17 protein-coding genes and 1 riboswitch are annotated in these 19,169 nt (G+C 67.3%); of the genes, 8 read left to right on the forward strand and 9 right to left on the reverse strand.

The genetic code is table 11. From position 1 onward, the window contains the following. Nucleotides 1-43: 43 nt before the first annotated feature. Genes QTH91_RS19330 through QTH91_RS19340 form a run of 3 tightly spaced genes read right to left on the reverse strand, consistent with a single transcriptional unit; the run spans nucleotide 44 to nucleotide 2,757 of the window. Complete coding sequence (locus tag QTH91_RS19330) at nucleotides 44-910, reverse strand: class-II aminoacyl-tRNA synthetase family protein (RefSeq protein WP_286661768.1); 867 nt, start codon at nucleotides 908-910, stop codon at nucleotides 44-46. Next, a complete protein-coding gene (locus tag QTH91_RS19335; RefSeq protein ID WP_286661769.1) occupies nucleotides 911-2,137 on the reverse strand; it encodes an acyl-CoA dehydrogenase family protein in 1,227 nt (408 codons plus the stop codon). Next, the gene (locus QTH91_RS19340; protein ID WP_301334689.1) at nucleotides 2,131-2,757 is read right to left on the reverse strand and encodes a sugar transferase; all 627 of its coding nucleotides are present in this window, start codon (nucleotides 2,755-2,757) and stop codon (nucleotides 2,131-2,133) included. The genes QTH91_RS19335 and QTH91_RS19340 overlap by 7 nt, the downstream gene beginning before the upstream one ends. Nucleotides 2,758-3,216: 459 nt before the next feature. On the opposite strand from QTH91_RS19340, the gene QTH91_RS19345 reads away from it, so the two are divergent. Next, entirely contained in the window at nucleotides 3,217-4,242 is a 1,026-nt protein-coding gene (locus QTH91_RS19345) for a DUF1839 family protein (RefSeq protein ID WP_286661771.1), read from the forward strand. Here QTH91_RS19345 and metH read toward each other — a convergent pair whose 3' ends face one another. Both metH and QTH91_RS19355 read right to left on the reverse strand, forming a co-directional pair. After that, nucleotides 4,243-6,993 (reverse strand): methionine synthase, encoded by a 2,751-nt coding sequence (gene metH, locus QTH91_RS19350; RefSeq protein WP_286661772.1) that lies wholly within the window; start codon nucleotides 6,991-6,993, stop codon nucleotides 4,243-4,245. A 21-nt stretch (nucleotides 6,994-7,014) separates the two neighbouring features. Beyond that, nucleotides 7,015-7,119: riboswitch (S-adenosyl-L-homocysteine riboswitch) on the reverse strand. Between the two features lie 48 nt (nucleotides 7,120-7,167). After that, a complete protein-coding gene (locus QTH91_RS19355) occupies nucleotides 7,168-7,617 on the reverse strand; it encodes a PACE efflux transporter (protein WP_286661773.1) in 450 nt (149 codons plus the stop codon). 124 nt (nucleotides 7,618-7,741) lie between these two features. On the opposite strand from QTH91_RS19355, the gene QTH91_RS19360 reads away from it, so the two are divergent. Beyond that, nucleotides 7,742-8,629, forward strand: a complete 888-nt coding sequence (locus QTH91_RS19360; protein WP_286661774.1) for a LysR family transcriptional regulator — start codon at nucleotides 7,742-7,744, stop codon at nucleotides 8,627-8,629. A gap of 24 nt (nucleotides 8,630-8,653) precedes the next feature. Here the strand turns inward: QTH91_RS19360 and QTH91_RS19365 are convergent, their stop codons facing one another. From QTH91_RS19365 to QTH91_RS19375, 3 genes are all read right to left on the reverse strand, one after another. Beyond that, nucleotides 8,654-9,550: an SH3 domain-containing protein gene (locus QTH91_RS19365; protein ID WP_286661775.1), complete on the reverse strand. Its 897-nt coding sequence runs from the start codon at nucleotides 9,548-9,550 to the stop codon at nucleotides 8,654-8,656. A 266-nt stretch (nucleotides 9,551-9,816) separates the two neighbouring features. Beyond that, nucleotides 9,817-10,863, reverse strand: a complete 1,047-nt coding sequence (locus QTH91_RS19370; RefSeq protein ID WP_286661776.1) for a homocysteine S-methyltransferase family protein — start codon at nucleotides 10,861-10,863, stop codon at nucleotides 9,817-9,819. A 73-nt stretch (nucleotides 10,864-10,936) separates the two neighbouring features. Then, nucleotides 10,937-11,833, reverse strand: coding sequence for a helix-turn-helix domain-containing protein (locus tag QTH91_RS19375; RefSeq protein WP_286661777.1), 897 nt, complete (start codon nucleotides 11,831-11,833; stop codon nucleotides 10,937-10,939). Between the two features lie 133 nt (nucleotides 11,834-11,966). Here QTH91_RS19375 and QTH91_RS19380 point away from each other — a divergent pair, with 133 nt between their 5' ends. From QTH91_RS19380 to QTH91_RS19390, 3 genes are read left to right on the forward strand one after another with little or no spacing between them, the layout of a single operon-like run. After that, on the forward strand, nucleotides 11,967-12,953 hold the full coding sequence (locus QTH91_RS19380; RefSeq protein WP_286661778.1) for a Bug family tripartite tricarboxylate transporter substrate binding protein: 987 nt from the start codon (nucleotides 11,967-11,969) through the stop codon (nucleotides 12,951-12,953). Nucleotides 12,954-12,956: 3 nt separating this feature from the next. Next, the gene (locus QTH91_RS19385; protein ID WP_286661779.1) at nucleotides 12,957-14,711 is read left to right on the forward strand and encodes a thiamine pyrophosphate-binding protein; all 1,755 of its coding nucleotides are present in this window, start codon (nucleotides 12,957-12,959) and stop codon (nucleotides 14,709-14,711) included. A gap of 29 nt (nucleotides 14,712-14,740) precedes the next feature. Continuing rightward, nucleotides 14,741-15,166, forward strand: a complete 426-nt coding sequence (locus QTH91_RS19390; RefSeq protein WP_286661780.1) for a GlcG/HbpS family heme-binding protein — start codon at nucleotides 14,741-14,743, stop codon at nucleotides 15,164-15,166. A 19-nt stretch (nucleotides 15,167-15,185) separates the two neighbouring features. Here QTH91_RS19390 and QTH91_RS19395 read toward each other — a convergent pair whose 3' ends face one another. After that, entirely contained in the window at nucleotides 15,186-16,124 is a 939-nt protein-coding gene (locus tag QTH91_RS19395; RefSeq protein ID WP_286661781.1) for a LysR family transcriptional regulator, read from the reverse strand. Nucleotides 16,125-16,211: 87 nt separating this feature from the next. On the opposite strand from QTH91_RS19395, the gene QTH91_RS19400 reads away from it, so the two are divergent. The 3 genes from QTH91_RS19400 to QTH91_RS19410 are packed head-to-tail and all read left to right on the forward strand — an operon-like array spanning nucleotide 16,212 to nucleotide 19,137. Next, nucleotides 16,212-17,186 (forward strand): Bug family tripartite tricarboxylate transporter substrate binding protein, encoded by a 975-nt coding sequence (locus QTH91_RS19400; protein WP_286661782.1) that lies wholly within the window; start codon nucleotides 16,212-16,214, stop codon nucleotides 17,184-17,186. 8 nt (nucleotides 17,187-17,194) lie between these two features. Further along, entirely contained in the window at nucleotides 17,195-18,235 is a 1,041-nt protein-coding gene (locus QTH91_RS19405; RefSeq protein WP_286661783.1) for an amidohydrolase family protein, read from the forward strand. Next, nucleotides 18,232-19,137 carry a VOC family protein gene (locus tag QTH91_RS19410; protein ID WP_286661784.1) on the forward strand — a complete coding sequence of 302 codons (906 nt, stop codon included), beginning with the start codon at nucleotides 18,232-18,234 and terminating at the stop codon, nucleotides 19,135-19,137. The genes QTH91_RS19405 and QTH91_RS19410 overlap by 4 nt, the downstream gene beginning before the upstream one ends. The last annotated feature ends 32 nt before the right edge of the window (nucleotides 19,138-19,169 follow it).

Consider the following 19,169-nt stretch of genomic DNA (forward strand, 5'->3'; position numbering starts at 1 on the left):
CCTGATTTGTATGTATGACGGAAATTCGGGCCGTGTCCCAATGTCAAGCCTGCTTCACCACCGCACCCGCGGGATCGTCGATGGCGGCATCGATCTCGAGCAGCGCGCGCACCGACGCGGGCCAGTCGCGTAGCCGGAAGCCGTGCGTCGCAAACAGCGCGATCGCCATGCGCTCGAGCCCGAATCCCAGGCATGCGGTGTGGGCTGGCTCGCCGTCGTGGTTGACGACGCCGAACTTGCCGGTGAAGTGCTGCTGGTGCCAGTTGAAGGAGCACAGCGCGGTGGGCGCGCGGTCCCGCATGACCGGCACCATGATCTCGAACTTGAGTCGTTGCTCTTTCTGGCTCTGCGCCAGCATGCGGCCGCTGCGGCCGAAGAACGGATCGTTCGCGGTGTCGCTGCGAGCATCCAGGCCAAGGCTTTCGAGAAGCACAATGCCTCGGTCGAGCCAAGCGTCGCGCCACGCTTCGACAAGGCTGGGCGCACCCACCCGGATGAACTCCCGCATGCGAAAGGACTGCAGTCGCGTCGGCTCGATGGACGGCTCGTGTCGATAGCACCATCCCAGGACGGTGACCGTGCGCCCGCCCTGCGGCAGCAGGCCGCTGAACGTCGGGTACACCGGGTAGCACGCAGCAGGGACGAGCATGCCGTCCGTGATGTCCAGCCCATGCTCCCAGCGCTGCCCGGCAGCGGCGGCGCTCGCCATCTCGCGGGCGACGATCGGCGGAAACGTCATGCGCTGCGCGCGCTTGCCTTCGTCGCTGCGCATGACCAGGGCATCGAAGCGTTCGATGACGTGCTCGAACGCGGCACCGCGCCCATAGGCACCGGGCAACCCGGAAGGAATGATCAAGCCGTGGAGCGCGAGCTGATCGTGCAGCGCCTGCGCGTCGAGAAGTGCGGGCATTCAGGCTTCCTTCGAGATCAGCAGCAGCGACGCATTGACCGCAGCGATCCGGTCGTTCGAGATCATCAGAGACGCGGACAGCGCATCGCGATATTCGCGCCCCAGGCCGAGCGGCCCGCCGTTCCGGTAGGCCGCGACACCGATGATCTGCAACGCCTCGTGCACCAGCTTCGGCGCGGCTTCCGACGAACTGATCTTCAGGTTGTTCATGCGGATGGCCCAGCGCAGGCCGGCGCACTCGTCGGCATCGCGACCTTGCAGGACCAGGGCATCGAAATCGTTGGCGGCGGACGTCCAGCCATCGCGCATGACTTGCAAGCCACGGCTGAGCGCCGCCAGTCTTGCGGACGCGGGCGGCATCGTCCCGGGCGAACTCAGCACCTGGCTTCGAACAAAGCCCGCGGCCTTGCGGTACGCCGACGCCGCGATGCCGGTCCACACCGCTGACCACAGGATGTGGGCGTAGGGCACCATGGTCTGGGCCGCGATGTCCGCGAACGGCAGCGGAAAGATCTGTCCGCGAGCGCCGGTGGCCTGAAGGTGCACGCCCGGGCTGCAGGTGCCGCGCATGCCCAGCGTGTCCCAGGCGGTGGTGCGCGTCAACGAGAAGTCGCCACGGCGAACCAGGACCAGGACCTGATCGCTTTCGGCGGCGTCTGGATTGACGCGCGCGGTCACCAGGAACGCGTCGGCCTGTTCGCCGTAGGACGCGGTGGTGCCACGCTTTTCCAGAGAGAACCTTTCGCCCTCGAGTCGCAGCGCGCATAGGCTGCGGCGGGTATCGCCGGCGGTTCCGACTTCGGAGGTGATGGACGCCACCAGCAATTGCCGGGACCCCAGTTCGCGCAAGAAGGCCACGATGGCGTCGTGGCGGCCGTGGCGCATCAGGCAGCCAACCTGGCTGTAGTGCATGGCCAGGACCATGGCGCTGGACGCGCAGCCTTCCGCAAGGGCACTGACGATGTCACCCAACTGCCGCAGCCCGAGGCCTGCGCCACCAAGGGCCGGCGGCAATGGCGCGGACAGCAGGCGCTCGGCCTGCAGGGCCTCGAGGACCTCGGCAGGAAAGCGCGCCTGGGCGTCCACGTCCGGTGCGTGGATCGCGGCCACTTCGCGCGCAATGCGCTGGGCGGCTCGCAGCATGTCGACGCCGTCGGATGCGCCGGTCGCTACCTCGAGGCGCACTGCGCCTGCGCGCTCGGTCGGGGTTTCGACGACGCTCAACATCCGTCACCCCGAAGCACGACCCGGAAAGTGCGCAGAAGAATCTTGAGATCTAGCCAGAGAGACCAATTAGTCACGTAATTCACGTCGAGTTCGACACGTTTGGAATAGGGCAGGAGATTTCGTCCGCTGACTTGCCAGAGGCCGGTCATGCCGGGACGCATGGCGCAGTAGTGGGACCAACCATTGGCATAGAGCGTGCGCTGGCGCTCCATGCAGGGACGAGGGCCGACCAGGCTCATATCCCCCCGAAGCACATTGAGCAATTGGGGAAACTCGTCGATGCCGAAGCGGCGAATGAAGCGGCCGAATGGCGTGATGCGCGGATCGTTCTTGAGCTTCTGGAACTCCCGCCACTCCTGACGGGCGAACTCATTCTTTTCAAGATATTCATCCAATGTTACGGCCGAGTTTTTTACCATTGAGCGAAACTTGTAAAAGCGAAAGGGCCGCCCGCTTTTTCCGATTCGCATCTGCCAATAATGAACAGGTCGACCCATGCTGATCAAAATACAAAGCGCGACAACGAGGTAGGGAAGGCAAACAATGGCAAATATGAGCAAGACACCGAGGACATCGACACACCGCTTGACACCCAGTTGGATGCGACTCTTTTCCCTCAATTGACCGACAGGAATCAGTGGGCCTAGAAAATCATCTCGCGCCGACCCAACCTCGCCATTGTGAATATCCTCTGGACAATTGAGCTGAAAATTTATTCGCGACACTTTTTATATTTCCACAACGTCCTTGTCGCACAAGGCAATGGCCAACATTAATTGACGATTAGATGCCTGTTCATCCAAAGTTGTGAAATTAAATGCCAACCCAACTGGATTGCAACATACGTGGGAAATAAGAGCGTAACTCGATGTTTCGAGGTCGTTTTTTGGCTCAATTGATAATTAACGTTAATTCCAGCTATCAGGAGTCCTTGGCCTTATAGGCAACCCAATTTCGATGTAATGAATTAAGTTTCAACGTGATACATTCCGCTTCGAAAATTTGTGCGGCGATTCGGCAAAGTCCACACGCGTTCAGGCCAGCACATCCATGGCCATCAGGGAGGGTCAAAAACAGCGATGAACCAGGCTTCTCAAGATGCCCGCCGCGCGCGCGCACCCATGCTTGTCGATGCCGCGCGCTACGTGCGGCACCCGCTTCATGGCGAATCCATGGAATGGACCGAAAAGAACTGCTACACCGACCACTGGATCGAGCTGCTGCACGCCAACGGACTGGCTCCGCAGGCCATGCTGCCTTTCGTGATCGACATCGACTTCGAGGGCGATCAGTGGACCTTCTTCAAGCCCCCGCTGGGCGAGTTGCGCGATCTCTACGGCGCGCGGGTGAACGAGTTGACGGTATGGCTCCCCCTTGTCGAGCACGCGCTGACGCAGCTGGCACTGGGCCGATACGTCATTGCCGACGTCGATTCCTTCTGGCTGCCCGACACCCAGGGCACCGGCTACCGGGAAAAGCACGGCAAGACGTCGATCGTCCTGCAGTCGATCGACATGTCGGCGCGCCGGCTCGGCTACTTTCACAACGCCGGCTACTTCGAGCTTTCGGGGGAGGACTTCGAGCACCTCTTCCGGCTGCACGCACCGCCCGACGAAACCCAGCTGCCGCCCTATGCCGAGATCGTTCGCTTCGACGGCTCAGGAAGCCACAAGTCGCCGCAGGCGTTGCGCAAGCAGAGCCGGGCGTTGTGGCGCAAGCATCTGAGGCGAGCCAGCCACGGCAACCCGGTGGAGAAGTTCGCGCATCACTTTTCGCAGGTCCTGCCGCAACTGCAGTCGCTGGGCCTGGAGCACTACAACGACTGGGCGTTCGCCAACATCAGGCAAATGGGCGCCGCGTGCGAACTGGCCGCCAGCTCGCTTCAGTGGCTTGGCGATGATGGCGAGCCAGAGTGCCCGGTCGCCGCGCAGGCGTTCACGCGGATCTCGGGCGATGCCAAGTCGTTGATCTTCCTGGGCGCGCGCGCCGTGGCGTCCGGCCGCCGGCTCGATCCGCTGGCCCACCTGTCGACGGCCATCGGCCTGTGGGATTCGGGCATGGCGGCGCTGCACCGCCACTTCGAGACGGCGCGCGACGACGCCTGACTACAGGTTCGGCGCCAGCAGCCGCTCCAGCTGCGACTCGCTCTCGCCGCGGCGCGCGGCCTGATCCATCAGTTGATCGTGGCCGATCTTGCCGACGTTGAAGTACGTCGCATCCGGATGGCTCAGATAGAAGCCGCTCACGCTGGCGGCCGGGGTCATGGCCAGGCTGTCGGTGATGCCCATGCCGATCTGGTCGCACTGCAGCACCTCGAACATCGGTCGCTTGACGCTGTGATCGGGGCAGGCGGGATAGCCGGGCGCCGGTCGGATGCCCTGGTACTTCTCGCCGATCAGTTCCTCGTTGCCCAGCGACTCGGAAGGCGCATAGCCCCAAAGATCGGTGCGCACGCGTTGGTGCAGCGCTTCGGCAAAGGCTTCGGCCAGTCGATCGGCCAAAGCCTTGAGCATGATGGCCGAGTAGTCGTCCAGGTCGTCGAGGAAGAACTTTTCCTTCTTGTCGACGCCGATGCCGGCGGTCACGGCGAACATGCCGACGTAGTCGGCAACGCCGCTTTCGCGCGGCGCCACGAAGTCCGCCAGGCAGCGGCTGGGGCGCATCACGCCGTCGATCATCTGCTTCTCGGTCTGCTGGCGCATGCCCCACCAGGTGAGCAGCTTTTGCTGCCGCGTCTCGTCGGTGTAGAGCGTGATGTCGTCGTCATGCTCCGTGTTGGCCGGCCAGAAGCCCACCACGCCGTTGGCGGTCAGCCAGCGGCCCTCGATCAGCCGTTTCAGCATGCGCTGCCCATCCGCGTACACGCGGACCGCCTCGGTGCCCACCACCTCGTCCTTGAGGATGGCGGGGAACGGGCCGGCCAGGTCCCAGGTCTGGAAGAACGGGCCCCAGTCGATGTACCTGGCGAGGTCGGCCAGGTCGTAGTTGCGGAACTCGCGGCGGCCGATGAACTTTGGCCTGGGCGGCGTGTAGCCGGTCCAGTCGATGGGGGTCTTGTTGGCGCGCGCCTTCGCCAGCGGCCACATGGGCACCTGCTTCTTGTTGGCGTGCTGCTGCCGCACCTTCTCGTAGTCGGCGTTGATCTCGTCGATGTATCGGGCGGCCTGCTCGGACAGCAGGCTCTGCGCCACGCTCACGCTGCGCGAGGCGTCGGGCACGTAGACCACCGGGCCTTCGTAGTGCGGGGCGATCTTCACGGCCGTGTGCACGCGGCTCGTGGTGGCGCCGCCGATCATGAGCGGGATCTTGCGCAGGCGGAAATGCTCGTCCTTCTGCATCTCGCCGGCCACGTACTGCATCTCTTCCAGGCTGGGCGTGATCAGGCCAGAGAGCCCGACGATGTCGGCTCCCTCCACCTTGGCGCGCGCCAGGATCTCGTGGCAGGGCACCATCACGCCCATGTTCACGACTTCGAAGTTGTTGCATTGCAAGACGACGGTGACGATGTTCTTGCCGATGTCGTGCACGTCGCCCTTGACGGTGGCGATGACGATCTTGCCCTTGCTGCGCACGTCGCGGCCGGCGGCCTCGTCCTGGCGGCGCTCTTCCTCGATGTAGGGAATGAGGTGGGCCACCGCCTGCTTCATCACTCGCGCCGACTTGACCACCTGAGGCAGGAACATCTTGCCCTGGCCGAACAGGTCGCCCACGATGTTCATGCCGTCCATCAGCGGGCCTTCGATCACGTGCAGCGGGCGCCCGCCCTGCTTCAGGATGCCCTGGTAAGCCTCTTCGGTGTCCTCGGTGATGAAGTCGGTGATGCCGTGCACCAGCGCATGGCTCAGGCGCTGGGCCACCGACACCGGCGCATCGGCCGTTCCGCGCCAGTCGTTCTTGCGGCTTTCGTCGCGCGCCGCGCCCTTGGCGGATTCGGCCACTTCGACCAGTCGCTCGCCGGCGTCGGGCCGGCGGTTGAGCACCACGTCTTCGACGCGTTCGCGCAAGGTGGGCTCCAGCTCGTCGTACACCCCCACCATGCCGGCATTGACGATGCCCATGTCCATGCCCGCCTGGATGGCGTGGTAGAGAAACACGGTATGGATCGCCTCCCGAACCGGGTCGTTGCCACGGAAGGAGAAGCTCACGTTGGAGACACCGCCCGACACCTTGGCGCCCGGCAGGTTGTTCTTGATCCAGCGCGTCGCCTCGATGAAGTCGACCGCGTAGTTGTTGTGCTCCTCGATGCCCGTGGCCACCGCGAAGATGTTGGGGTCGAAGATGATGTCCTCGGGCGCAAAGCCCACCTCGTCGACCAGCACGCGGTAGGCGCGCTCGCAGATCTCGATCTTGCGCGCGAAGGTGTCGGCCTGGCCGACCTCGTCGAAGGCCATGACCACGGCCGCGGCGCCGTAGCGCTTGACCAGTTGCGCCTCGTGCTTGAACTTCTCGACGCCCTCCTTCATCGAGATGGAGTTGACGATGCCCTTGCCCTGCAGGCAGCGCAGACCCGCCTCGATCACTTCCCACTTCGAGGAATCGACCATGACCGGCACGCGTGCGATGTCCGGCTCGCTGGCGATGAGGTTCAGGAAGCGCACCATCGCGGCCTTGCTGTCGAGCATGGCCTCGTCCATGTTGATGTCGATCACCTGGGCGCCGTTCTCGACCTGCTGGCGCGCCACCGCCAGGGCCTCCTCGAACTGGCCGTTGAGGATCAGGCGCGCGAAGGCCTTGGAGCCGGTGACGTTAGTGCGCTCGCCGATGTTGACGAACAGCGTGCCCGCGCCGATCTCGACCGGCTCCAGGCCGGACAGCTTCATCGGGGGGGCGGCGGGGGAAAGGGAGGAATTGCTCATGGGCTCACCTGCAACGGTTCGGACAGGCGAGCGTCGTTTGATCTGGCAACCCCAAGCCTGACGGCGGCCTGGGCTGGCTCTGCGAGTCCAGCTTCCGGCGGCGCCGCTGCAACGCTCCTTGGGGTTGCGGATTTTACCGGCGCAAAGCGACCGGCGCGGCGAATGCGGTCAAGTTCAGCAGGCGCTCTGCGCCGCGCCACCGGCCGGCAACGCTGAAGCAGGCAGGCCGAAGATGCGGTCGAAGGCCCAATTGAAGCAGAACGTGTAGACCAGGAAGAAGATCATCAGGCCGATGTCCATCACCAGCGCCTCCCACATGGACACACCCAGCCACCAGGCGATGACCGGCACCAGGATGGCCGCCAGACCGCCCTCGAAGCCGATGGCGTGCGCGACCCGGCGCCCGATGCTGCGCCCGCGCGTGGCCTGGCGCGATTCCCAGGCCTCGAACATCGAGTTGAACGCCATGTTCCATGCCACCGCCACCACCGAGCAGATCACCGAAAGCGGACCGGCTTCGCTCACTTCCTTGCCGGACATGAGGGCGAAGCCCACCGTCGCGCAAACGATCGCGATGACTTCGTAAAGGGTGACGTAGACGAGCTTGCGCTTGAGTCCTTGCATGAGGCGAAACATCCGAACAAAGAAAAAGAGCCTGTCAGGTGGCCACAAGGCCGACAGGGCATGACTGGACTTTATTTGCTGTTGGCTGATATAAAAAGTCAGTTTCATTCAATAAAATTGAAAGATGAGCCTGTCGAGCGACCATTTGCAGGTGTTCCTGGCCGTGCTGGACCAGGGCTCGTTCTCGGCCGCCGCGCGATCCCTGCGGCGTGTGCCTTCGGCGGTCAGCATGGCGATTGCCAACCTCGAGGCAGAGCTCGACCTGAGCCTGTTCGACCGATCCGGCCGCGAGCCGCGGCCCACCGAGGCCGCCCGCTCCCTGGAGCCGCAGGCGAGATTGGTCGATGCGCAATTGAAAGCATTGCAGGTGCAAGCGCTGGGGCTTACCCAGGGCCTGGAATCACGCCTGACGCTGGCCATCGCGCCAGAGCTGCTGGCGGCGCCATGGAGCGCTGCGCTGGCCACGCTGGCCAATGAACATCCGCTTTTGGAGGTCGAGGTGTTGTCAGCGCCCCAGGCCGATGCGCTGGCCATGCTGCACATCGGGCGCGCCCAGCTCGCGCTGGTGTTCGAACGGCCAAGTTTGGACGGGCGCGAGGGCTTCCAGGAAGTGAGCACCGAAACCCTGGTCTGCGTGCTGGCTCCCGCGCACCCCGTGCTGGCGCAGACAGGCGGACGGCTGCGAGAAGAGCACCTCATCAACACCCGACAGATCGTCGTGGCCGGCCGCGACATCACCGGCCACGATCAGCGCTTCGTCTATGCCCGCCACAGTTGGCGCACCGACAACGCGCTGGCCGCGCTGAGCCTGATCAGCGCCGGGCTCGGCTGGGGCTGGCTGCCGCGAAACCTGGTGCGTCCGCACGTGGCGGCGGGCACGCTGGTGGAAATCCAGTTCGAGAACCTGTCGAATGCGCAGGAGCTGTGGGTGGATGTGGTGTGGTCCAAGGAGCGCCCGCTCGGATTGGGCGCGCAGCGCTTGGTGGAGCTGATCGCGCGTCGAGCGACGTGAGGGCCGCCCGGCCCTCACGTGACATCACGGCCCGTCGGGGTTGTGTCCCGTCCGCGGTCCGAATGCCGGATTGACCGGCGGCTCAGGCCGATTCGGCGGCAGACCTGGCGCGCGCGCCCCGCCAAAGGTCGCGGGCGGGCGAACCTCGGGGCGGGGTCCTGGCGGACGCCCTTCTCCACGATCCGGCCGACCGCCGCCCGGGGGGCGTCCATCCGGCCGGTCCGGGCGTCCCCCTCGGCCGTCCCATCCACCTGGCGGGCGACCGTCGGGCCGACCCGCATGGCCGCCATCCCAACCGGGGCGAGGACGACCGTCCCAACCGGGCCCGGGACGACCGTCCCAGCCCGGCCCGGGACGACCGTCCCAACCCGGCCCTGGACGACCGTCCCAACCGCCCGGCGGGCGATTGCCGGCGTGTGGAGGCCGCCAGCCTGGCGGTGGCGGATGCGGGCTCCAGCCTGGCCGTGGCGGCGGAGGCGGACGCCAGCCGGGCCCCGGAGGCGGCGGCGGGCGGCCGTTCCACCAGCGAGGCTCGTTGTACCAGGGGCGGTCGCGGTAGTAGCTGCCCCAGTAGGCGCCCAGCCCGAAGGTGACGATCGGCACGCCGATCGCCGGCGCATAGCTGGCCAGCGGAACCGGTGTGCCCTGATAGGCGAATTGAAGGTAGGAAGCGGCAACCCAGCCGCGCAGCCCGTCAGGCAGCACCACGTCGCACCAGTCGTAGCCGTTCTGGCAGCCCATCACTTCCAGCGATTGGCCTTCGGACAAGGTGGTCACCACGGGATATTCCACGCCCGGCCCTGCGCGCAGGTTGAGCATGTCGGTGGTAAAGGCCTGCTGGGCGGCAGCAGCCAGTGGCAGTGCAAGGGCTGCCGACATGGCCGCCCCGCGCATCCATCCCCGTATGTTGTTGTGCTTCATCGTTCACATCTCCTTTAGGCGCCGCCGGCTTGTCACATGTCTGCCTTGGCCGGTGGCTTACAGGCCCATTGCAGCACGGACTGGCACCCCATGGACGCCTTGGCTACACACCGTCTCTCACTTCATCGAGCAGACATGTGGCTTGACCCGAACGACACAGCGCTTGACGCACGCGACACGCGGGGCGGCCCGTCGCCACGACATCGATCATCTGGCGGGAACCTGAACCCGGCCGGCCGGCGCGCAACCCGCGCGGATGTCGGACTTCAGGCCGCTTCGCGGTAGAAGACGCCGCCCTGCAGCGCCCTCGTCGGCAGCGCGGTGACCGCGCCACCGATGGCCGCGATGTGGTCGGGCGTCGTGCCGCAGCAGCCGCCGACGATGTTCACCAGGCCTTCGGCGGCGAACTCGTGCAGCAGGCGCGAGGTGACGTCGGGCGTCTCGTCGAAGCCCGTCTCGCTCATCGGGTTGGGCAGGCCGGCGTTGGGATAGCAGCTGATGAAGGTGTCGCCCGCCACGCGCGCCAGTTCCTGGATGTAGGGCCGCATCAGCGCCGCGCCCAGCGCGCAGTTCAGGCCCACGGCCAGCGGCTGCGCGTGGCGCACGCTGTGCCAGAAGGCGGTCACGGTCTGGCCCGACAGGATGCGCCCAGAGGCATCGGTGACGGTGCCGCTGATGACGACCGGCAGCCGCTCGCCGCTGGCCTCGAACCATTCGTCGATCGCGAACAGCGCCGCCTTGGCATTGAGCGTGTCGAAGATCGTCTCGACCAGGAACAGGTCCGCGCCGCCTTCGGCCAGCGCCTCGGCCTGCTCGTAGTAGCTGGCGCGCAGGGTCTCGAAGTCGACGTTGCGCGCGCCCGGGTCGTTCACGTCGGGGCTGATGCTGGCCGTCTTGGGGGTCGGGCCCAAGGCGCCGGCCACGAATCGTGGCTTGTCCGGCGTGCTGAACTTGTCGCACGCCTCGCGCGCCAGGCGGGCCGAGGCGACGTTCATCTCGCGTGCCAAGTCGGCCATCTGGTAGTCCTCCTGCGCGATTCGGGTCGCGCCGAAGGTGTTGGTTTCGACGAGGTCGGCACCGGCCGCCAGGTAGCCTTCGTGGATGTCGCGGATCACATCGGGACGGGTCAACGACAGCAATTCGTTGTTCCCCTTCACGTCGCGGCCGAAGTCCTTGAAGCGCTCGCCGCGGTACTGCTCTTCGGTGAGCTTGAAGCGCTGGATCATGGTGCCCATCGCACCGTCGAGGATGGCGATACGCTGAGCAAGGATGCCGGGCAACTGCTGGCCGCGGGTGTAGGCGATGGGCTTCATGGTGGGGCGATTGTAGAAACTGCCCGCCACGCCCCGCGCCCGGCCCTCGAGTCGCCCTACGGGGCGTGGGCCCCTATTGCGGCAGCCTCACGCCCTGCGCCGCCAGCGCGCGGTATTGCGAGGGGGCGTGCCCTGTCGCGCGGGCGAAGAACTTGCTGAAGTAGGCCGGGTCCTGGTAGCCGATGGCCAAGGCAACCTCCTGCACCGGCATGGGCGTGTAGGCCAGAAGTCGGCGCGCTTCCAGCATCAGGCGCTCGTGCAGCAGTTGCAGCGCCGACTGGCGCGTGAGATTGCGGCAGCTGCGGCTCAGGTGATCCGGCGTCACGCCCAGGGCATGGGCATAGAACGGCAGCCCGCGGTGCTCGCGGAAATGCTGTTCGACCAGCGCCAGGTAGCGCTGCACCAGCGCATCGCGCGCGCCTGGCGCCTGCGCCTGCTGGACGCGCTCGCCATGCAGTCGCCAAAGCAGGACGGCCAGCAGCGTGGCCGTGGCCAGCAGGGCCGGCACCCGGCCCGCACTGTTGCCGCGAAACTCGCGCGCCAGCCGCTCGAAGAGCGATGCGGCCTCGTCCCGGGCCGGGCCCGCCAGGTCCGTCAGCACGAAGGAGCTGGCCAGGCCGGTGTCCGCCAGCCGCGTTCCCTGGAAGAGCTGCTGCAAGGTCGCGCTCGGGATCGTGAGCTGGTGGCCCGCCGTGTCGCGCGTGTGGCGAAAGCCATGCATCGCGCCGGGTGCCACGAGCAGCAGCGCCGGAGCCGCCGCGTCGATGCTTAGGCCGTCCACCGTGCCGGCGATGCGGCCGCGCTCCAGGTACTGGATCTGATGCAGTCCCTCGTGGCGGTGCGCCGGAATCGTCCAATCCATCTCCCGCCCACGCACGGCCACGGGCTCGTAGTGCAGGCAATCGTCGGGCTGTTCATGGCGAACCTCCCGGAATGGAACGAGGAGCAGCGGTGCGGCGGCGGTCTTCACAACGTCGGAGGATGCAACGAAGGCCGGAAAACTACCCGCCGCGGTGCCTTTTGTCCATTCGCACCAGCCCGCTGCGGCCCGACCATCCAGTCGCACAACAGCACAGAGGGCGAACGCCCCAGGAGACAAGGCCATGGACCGCAGACACTTCCTTCATTCGCTCAAGGCCGGCGCCGCGCTGGCCGCGCTTTCGCCGCTGCAGCACGCGCTGGCGCAGTTGAACGGCAATGCCTCGATCGTCTCGGGCTTTCCGGCCGGCGGCATGGGCGACCATGTGGCGCGTCCGCTGGCCGAGAAGCTTCGGGGCAGGTACGCCACCAGCGTCGTGGTGGAAGCCAAGACCGGCGCGGGAGGGCGCATCGCCGTGGAATACGTCAAGCGCGCGGCGCCCGACGGCCTGACCATCCTGCAGATTCCCAGCTCGCCGATGACGCTGTATCCCAACACCTACCGAAAGCTCAACTACGACCCGCAGGCCGACTTCGTGCCGGTGACCAGCACGGTGAACTATGCCTTCGTGCTCACCGCCGGGCCCGGGCTTCCGGCGGAAATCAAGACCGTGGCCGACTACCTGCGCTGGGCAAAGGCCAATCCGGCGCAAGCCAACTACGGCGTGCCCGCTGCCGGCTCGGCGCTGCACTTCGTGGGCATGATGCTGCAGAAGGCCAGCGGCGTGGACCTGACCGCCGTCGCCTATCGCGGCGGGGCGCCGCTGCTCAACGACGTGCTCGGCGGGCAGGTGCCGGTGAGCGTCAGCGTGCTCGGCGAGGTGATGCCGCACATCCGCGCCGGCAAGCTGCGCGGCCTGGCGGTGTCGAGCGCCCAGCGTTCGACTTTCCTGCCGGACGTGCCGACCTTCGTCGAACAAGGCTTCGCCGACATCGCGGTGCAGGAATGGCTGGGCTGGTTCCTGCCTGCGCGCACGCCGGCCGAGACCGTGCAACGCCTGAATGCGCTGGTGCGCGAAGGGCTGCAGGCGCCCGAGTTCATCGAGGCGCTGGCCAAGTCGGGCCTGCAGCCGGTGCACCAGAGCCCCGAGGAGTTTGCGCGCATCGTGCAAGCCGACCGGCAGCGCTGGGCGCCGATCGTCAAGGCGGCCCATTTCACGGCGGAGGACTGAGGCGTGGCCCTGGTGAAGTTGAACGGCGCGCAAGTGCTGGTGCGCCTGCTCCTGGCGGAACAGGTCGAAGAGGTCTATGGCATCGTCGGCGGCAAGCTCGGCCCGCTGCTGCATGCCATCTCGCAGCAGGCGCAGCTTCGCTTCCTGGGCGTGCGTCACGAGGCGGCCGGCCCGATGATGGCCGCCGCTGCATTCGCCGGTTCTGGACGGATGGCGGTGGCGCTGGGCGAGATGGGCCCGGGCGGGCTGAACCTGGCCTCGGGCCTGGGCGTGGCCTTCAACAACAACCTTCCGCTGCTGGCCATCACGACCAATCAGCATCGCGCGGCCGCCTATCCGCACAGCGGCATGTTCATGGACCTGGACACCGTCGCCGTGACGCGTCCGATCACCAAGTGGAACGCGGTGGTGCACGACGCACGCCGCCTGCCCGAACTCGTACGACGCGCGTTTCGCGAAGCGCTGGGCGGCCGGCCCGGCCCGGTGCACCTGGACATTCCGCAGGACGTGCTGAGCCAGGCCTGCGAATTCGACGATGCGCAGCTCGACGTTGCGCCGACGCACTACCGCGCATGGGGCCGCGTGCGCCCCGATGCAGCGGCGCTCGCGCAGGCGGCAGCGCTGATGCGCAGCGCCAGGCGCCCGCTGATCGTGGCCGGTGGCGGCGTCATCGCGAGCGACGCCGCGCCCGCCGTGCGAGCGCTGGCGCAGCGCTGGGGCGCCCCCGTGCTGCCCACGCAGATGGCCCTGGGCGTGGTGCCTTCGGACAGTCCGCATTTCATCGGCCATGGCGGCCTGATCGCCGGCGAAGCCGTGCGGCAGGCCTTCGAGCAAGCCGATCTGGTGGTGGCCGTGGGCTGCCGCTGGTCATCGTGGATGTGGGACGAACACGGCCCACTGGCACGCGCTTCGCGCCGGCAGCTGATCAGCATCAACATCGACCCTTCCGCCATTGGCGCGCCGGCGCTGCATGCCGTGGGCATTCAGGCGGACGCCCAGGCAGCGCTCGACGACCTTCTGGCGTTGGACGACGGCGGGCTTGGCCAAGCCGTGGAACGAGGCTGGCTGAGCAGCCTGCGCCAGACACGCGCAGAGTACGAAGCGCGGCTTGCGAAGCTCGGCAGGGACGACGACCGCGACGCGCCGATGCATCCCGCGGCGCTCGCCCGTGCGATCGGCGAGGCCTTGCCAGCCGACGCGCTGGCCGTGTTCGACGGCGGCCACACCTCCTTCTGGAGCAACGACCTCACGCCCGTGCGCGAGGTGCGCACGCGCTTCCACGAGCCCGGCATGAGCCATCTGGGCTTCGGCCTGCCCTATGCCATCGCGCTGCAGGCGCAGCAGCCCGGGCGCGCCGTCGCGCTCGTGACCGGCGACGGCTCCTTCGGCTTCACCCTGAACGAGCTGGACACCGCCCGGCGCTATCGCCTGCCAGTGATAAGCATCGTGCACAACAACGCCGCCTGGGGCATCATCCGCGCCGGGCAGCGCAATGCGCTGGACTTCGAGCTCGGCACGTCGCTCGACGAGACCGACTACGCGGCCATTGCGCGCGGCTTCGGCTGCCATGGCGAGCGCGTGACGGCGCTGGAAGACGTCGGCCCTGCCATACGCCGCGCGATGGCCAGCGGGCTGCCGGCGGTGCTCGATTGCCAGACCCGCTTCGTGCCCCATCCCGCCCTGCCCGGCTTCGGCAGCATGAACCGCTACGGCTTTGCAGCCCTCACCGGTTCGGCCGGCGAAGCCGACGCGCACTGACAACCACTTCGAACCAAGGAACAAGCACCGTGTCCAGCCTCACCCTGCAGCAAGCGCAGACCATCATCGACGCCGCACTGAAGAAATCGAAGGAAGCCGGCTATCAGCCCATGGGCATCGCGGTGCTCGATGCGTCCGGCAACCTCAAGGCCTTTGCGAGCGAGGACGGCGCCAGCATGTTCCGATTCGACGTCGCGCGCGCCAAGGCCTGGGGTGCCGTCGGCATGGGCGTGGCCAGCCGCAAGCTGGGCGAGCGCGCCAAGGACAACCCCAACTTCTTCGTGGCCCTGGCCGCCACGGCCGACGGCAAGTTCCTTCCGCAAACCGGCGCCGTGGTGATCCGCGACGCGCAGGGGCGCCTGCTCGGCGCGGTGGGCGCCAGCGGCGGCACCGGCGACGAGGACGAGGCGATCTGCATCGCCGGCGTGCAGGCCGCCGGCCTCGCGCACGGCTGACGACTGAGGCGTTCGCGCCTCAGGCCGCCTGCCAGTCCGGCAGCCCGGCATTGGGGTCTCGCCGATTCACCTCGTAGAACAGCCCGCGCAGCCAGCGGTTGGAGGCGTCGTTCTGCATGCGGCGATGCCAGTACTGCTGCACCTGCAACTGCGGCGGCTTGAAGGGCAGTTCGATGATCTTCACGTCGATGTGCCGACGCACCACGGTGGCGATGTCGTCAGGCACCGTGGCGATCAGATCGCTGCCGGGCAGCAGTGACAGCAGGCTCATGAAGTGCGACAGCTCCAGCGTCACGTGGCGGTGCCAGCCTTTGTCGTCCAGGAAGCGGTCGAGCATGTGCTCGCGTCCGTCGGGCCGCACGACCATGTGCTGCGCCGCCAGATACTGCCGCGCCGTGAAGCGCGCCGGCGCTGCCCGGTTGCGAGCGCAGGCGATGCAGGTATAGGACGTGCGAAACAGCGCCTGGCGAAAGTACCCCGCCTTCTGCAGGTCGGGAAAGAAGCCCACGGCCAGGTCGGCCTCGCCGGCTTCGAGCGCCTGCGCGGCCGCCATGCGCGGCATCGACAACGCGCGCAGGCGCACCAGCGGCGCCTCCTGCCGCAGGCGCCGCAGCACACCCGGAAGGAAGGCCACCTCGCCGATGTCGGGCGTCAGCAGCGTGAAACTGCGCTCGGCGCGCGCCGGATCGAAGCCGGACGGCACCAGGATCTCCGACTGGATCGCCTGCACCACACGCTGCACGGCCGGCGCCAGCGCCTGAGCGCGCGGCGTGGGCTCCATCTGCGAACCGGCACGCACGAACAGCGCGTCGTCGAACACCGCCCGCAGCCGCGCCAGCGCAGCGCTGGTGGCTGGCTGGCTCAGGCCGATGGCCTCCGCCGCGCGGCTCACGCTGCGCAACCGCGCCATCGCATCGAACAGCACGAGCAGGTTCAGGTCGACCGATCGAATATCCATGGCATGGATTCTATGTATCCATGTCATCGACTGTTCAGATGGGCGCGCCATTCCTAGGATGCGCTTTCCAAGAACCAAGGAGACACCATGCAGCGCAGAGACTTCGCCCGAGCGGCGATGCTGATCCCCCTCGCCGGCGCCGGCCTCGTCCGTGCGCAAGCGGCCTGGCCGCAACGCCCCGTGCGCTTCGTCCTGTCGCAGCCGGCGGGCTCGGGGCCGGACATCCTGGCCCGCTACATGGGCGATCAGCTCGCGCGCCGCTGGAACCAGCCGGTGGTGATCGACAACAAGCCGGGCGGCCAGAACGTCATCGGCGCTCAGGCGGCGGCGCGCTCGGCGCCCGACGGCTACACCTTCTACTACGCCACCACCGCGGCGATGGTGACCAACGCGTACACCTTCAAGTCGCTGCCCTATGACCCGGTGAAGGACTTCGTGCCGGTGCGACTGGTGGGCCGCAGCCCCTTCGTGATTGCCGCCGCCGCCAACTTCCCGGGCAAGAACCTGAAGGAAGCGCTGGCGCTGGCCAAGGCCGAGCCTGGCAGCGTCACCATCGCCACCGAAGGACCCAAGACCTTCTCGGGGATGCTGGCCGACAGCGTGGCCAGCATGGCCGGCGTGCGCCTGAACCATGTGCCCTACACCAAGGCACCCGATGCGCTGCAGGACGTCATCGGCGGCCGTGTGCAGCTGGTCTGCCTGCCCGACGCGGCGCTCACGGCCTACCTCAAGGCCGGCCAGGTGCGCGCGCTGGCGGTCAGCACGGCGCAGCGCCAGCCGGGCATGCCTGACGTGCCATCGCTGTCCGAGACATTCCCCGGCTTCGACTACGCCGGCTGGAACGGCCTGTTCGCGCCGGCCGGTACGCCGGCGGACGTGATCGCCCGGGTGAACCGCGACGTGGAAGCGGTGCTGTTGCAGCCCGAGGTCGCGCAGCGCCTGCAGGTGCTGGGCTCGCAACCCGAGCAGCACATGTCCGTGCCCGAGTTCGACGCCTTCATGCGGGCCGAGCGCGAGCGCTGGGCCAAGCTGGTCAAGCAACTGGGCATTCAGCCGGAGTGAGCCCCGTCGTGCACGCGAACGCCTGCGGCTGCCATGGCATCGACGTGCACGCGCACGTGGTGCCCGAGCACTTTCCGCGATACATCGGCGCCAGCATGCCTGCAGACTGGCCTTCGATGGCGCCGGCCGAATCCTGCCACCGCCACGTGATGATCGCCGGCCGGGTTTATCGCACCGTGTCGGACGCCTGCTGGAGCACATCGCGCCGCCTGCAGGACCTGCCGGCCATGGGCCTGCGGCTGCAGGTGATCTCGCCCATGCCCGAGCTGCTCTCGTACTGGATGGACGCGACCGACGCGCAGCAGCTGCTGCGCTACACCAACGATTGCATGGCCTCGATGGTGCAGGACAGCGGCGGGCATCTGGCGGCCCTGGGCGCAGTGCCGCTGCAGGACATCGACCGGGCGATCGCGGAGCTGACGCACGTGGTCGGCACGCTCGGCTTCGCCGGGGTCGAGATCGGCAGCAACATCAACGGCGTGCCCATCGGCGCACCGCAGTTCGATGCCTTCTTCGAAGCCTGCGAAGCGCTCGGCGCCGCCGTCTTCGTGCATGCCCTGCGTCCGGCCGGCATGGAGCGCCTGGTCGGCCCCGCGCCCTTGCAGCAAGTGCTGGCCTACCCGGGCGACGTCGGGCTCGCCGCGGCGTCGGTCATCACCAGCAACCTGATGCTGCGGCGCCCGCGCCTGCGCATCGCCTTCAGCCATGGGGGCGGCACGCTGGCTGCCCTGCTGCCGCGCCTGGAGCAGGGCTGGGACGTGTTTCCGGCGCTGAAGAAAACCATCGAGGCCTCGCCCACCGATCAGGCACGCCAGCTCTTCTACGACACGCTGGTGTTCGACACCCCGATGCTGCGCCATCTGGTCGAGCGCTTCGGCGCCGGGCAGCTGATGGTGGGCACGGACTACCCCTTCAACTTCCACGACCGCACGCCGGTGCAGCGCATCGAGGCCGCCGGCTTCGACGCGGCCACGGTGGCGGCCCTGGTGCATCGCAATGCCGAGCGCTTCCTCGGCCGCACGACGACCATGAAAGAGACCGCCCCATGAGTTCCCCCTGGATCGAAGGCCTTCGCAGCATCGCGCTCTACGTGCCCGATCTGGCGCGGGCCGAAGACTTCTACACCCGCACCTGGAACCTCGAAGTGGCTCAGCGCGGCGACGGCGTGCTGTACCTTCGCGGCACCGGCACCGACGCCTATCTGCTGGCGCTGCATCAAGGCAGCGAAGCGCCGCAGGTGAGACAGGTGACCTTGCGCGCGCGCAGCCGCGAGGCGCTTGGCGCCATTCAGGCCAGCGTGGTCGCAGCGGGCGGCAGCGTGCTGGCGGAGCCGCACGAGCTGACGCGCGACCCCGCCGGCGGCATCGGCCTGAAGTTCAAGGACCCGCACGGCCGCGTGTTCCAGGTCGTGCACGGCGACGCGCGGCGGCCCGACGGCGCTGCGGTGAAGGATCGTCCGATCCGCCTGACGCACGTGGTGCTCAACAGCCATGCGGTGGACGAGACGCAAGCCTTCCTGGCCGATGCGCTGGGCTTTCGGCTGGCCGATCGCACCGGGATCATGGCCTTCATGAACTGCGCGAGGGACCACCACACCATCGCCATCGGCATCGCCGACAACGACGCGCTCAATCACATCGCCTTCCTGATGCCAGACTTCGAATCGGTGATGCGCGGCGGCGGCCGCATGAAGGATGCGGGCTTTCCGATCCAGTGGGGCCCTGGCCGCCACGGCCCGGGCAACAACCTCTTCAACTATTTCATCGATCCCTTCGGCGTGGTCATCGAATACACGGCCGAGGTCGAGCAGATCGACGACAGCTATGTCTCTCACGGGCCCGAGCACTGGAAATGGCCGCCCGGCCGCGTCGACCAGTGGGGCATCTCGCCCGCGCCCGGACCGACCCTGAAGGAAGCGCAGAAGCGCATCTTCTTCGCCCCCCAGCCCTGAACCGAACCCCTCCACGGAGCGCTTGCCAACAT

The organism is Variovorax dokdonensis (genome assembly GCF_030316895.1).
Classification (GTDB): domain Bacteria; phylum Pseudomonadota; class Gammaproteobacteria; order Burkholderiales; family Burkholderiaceae_C; genus Variovorax; species Variovorax dokdonensis.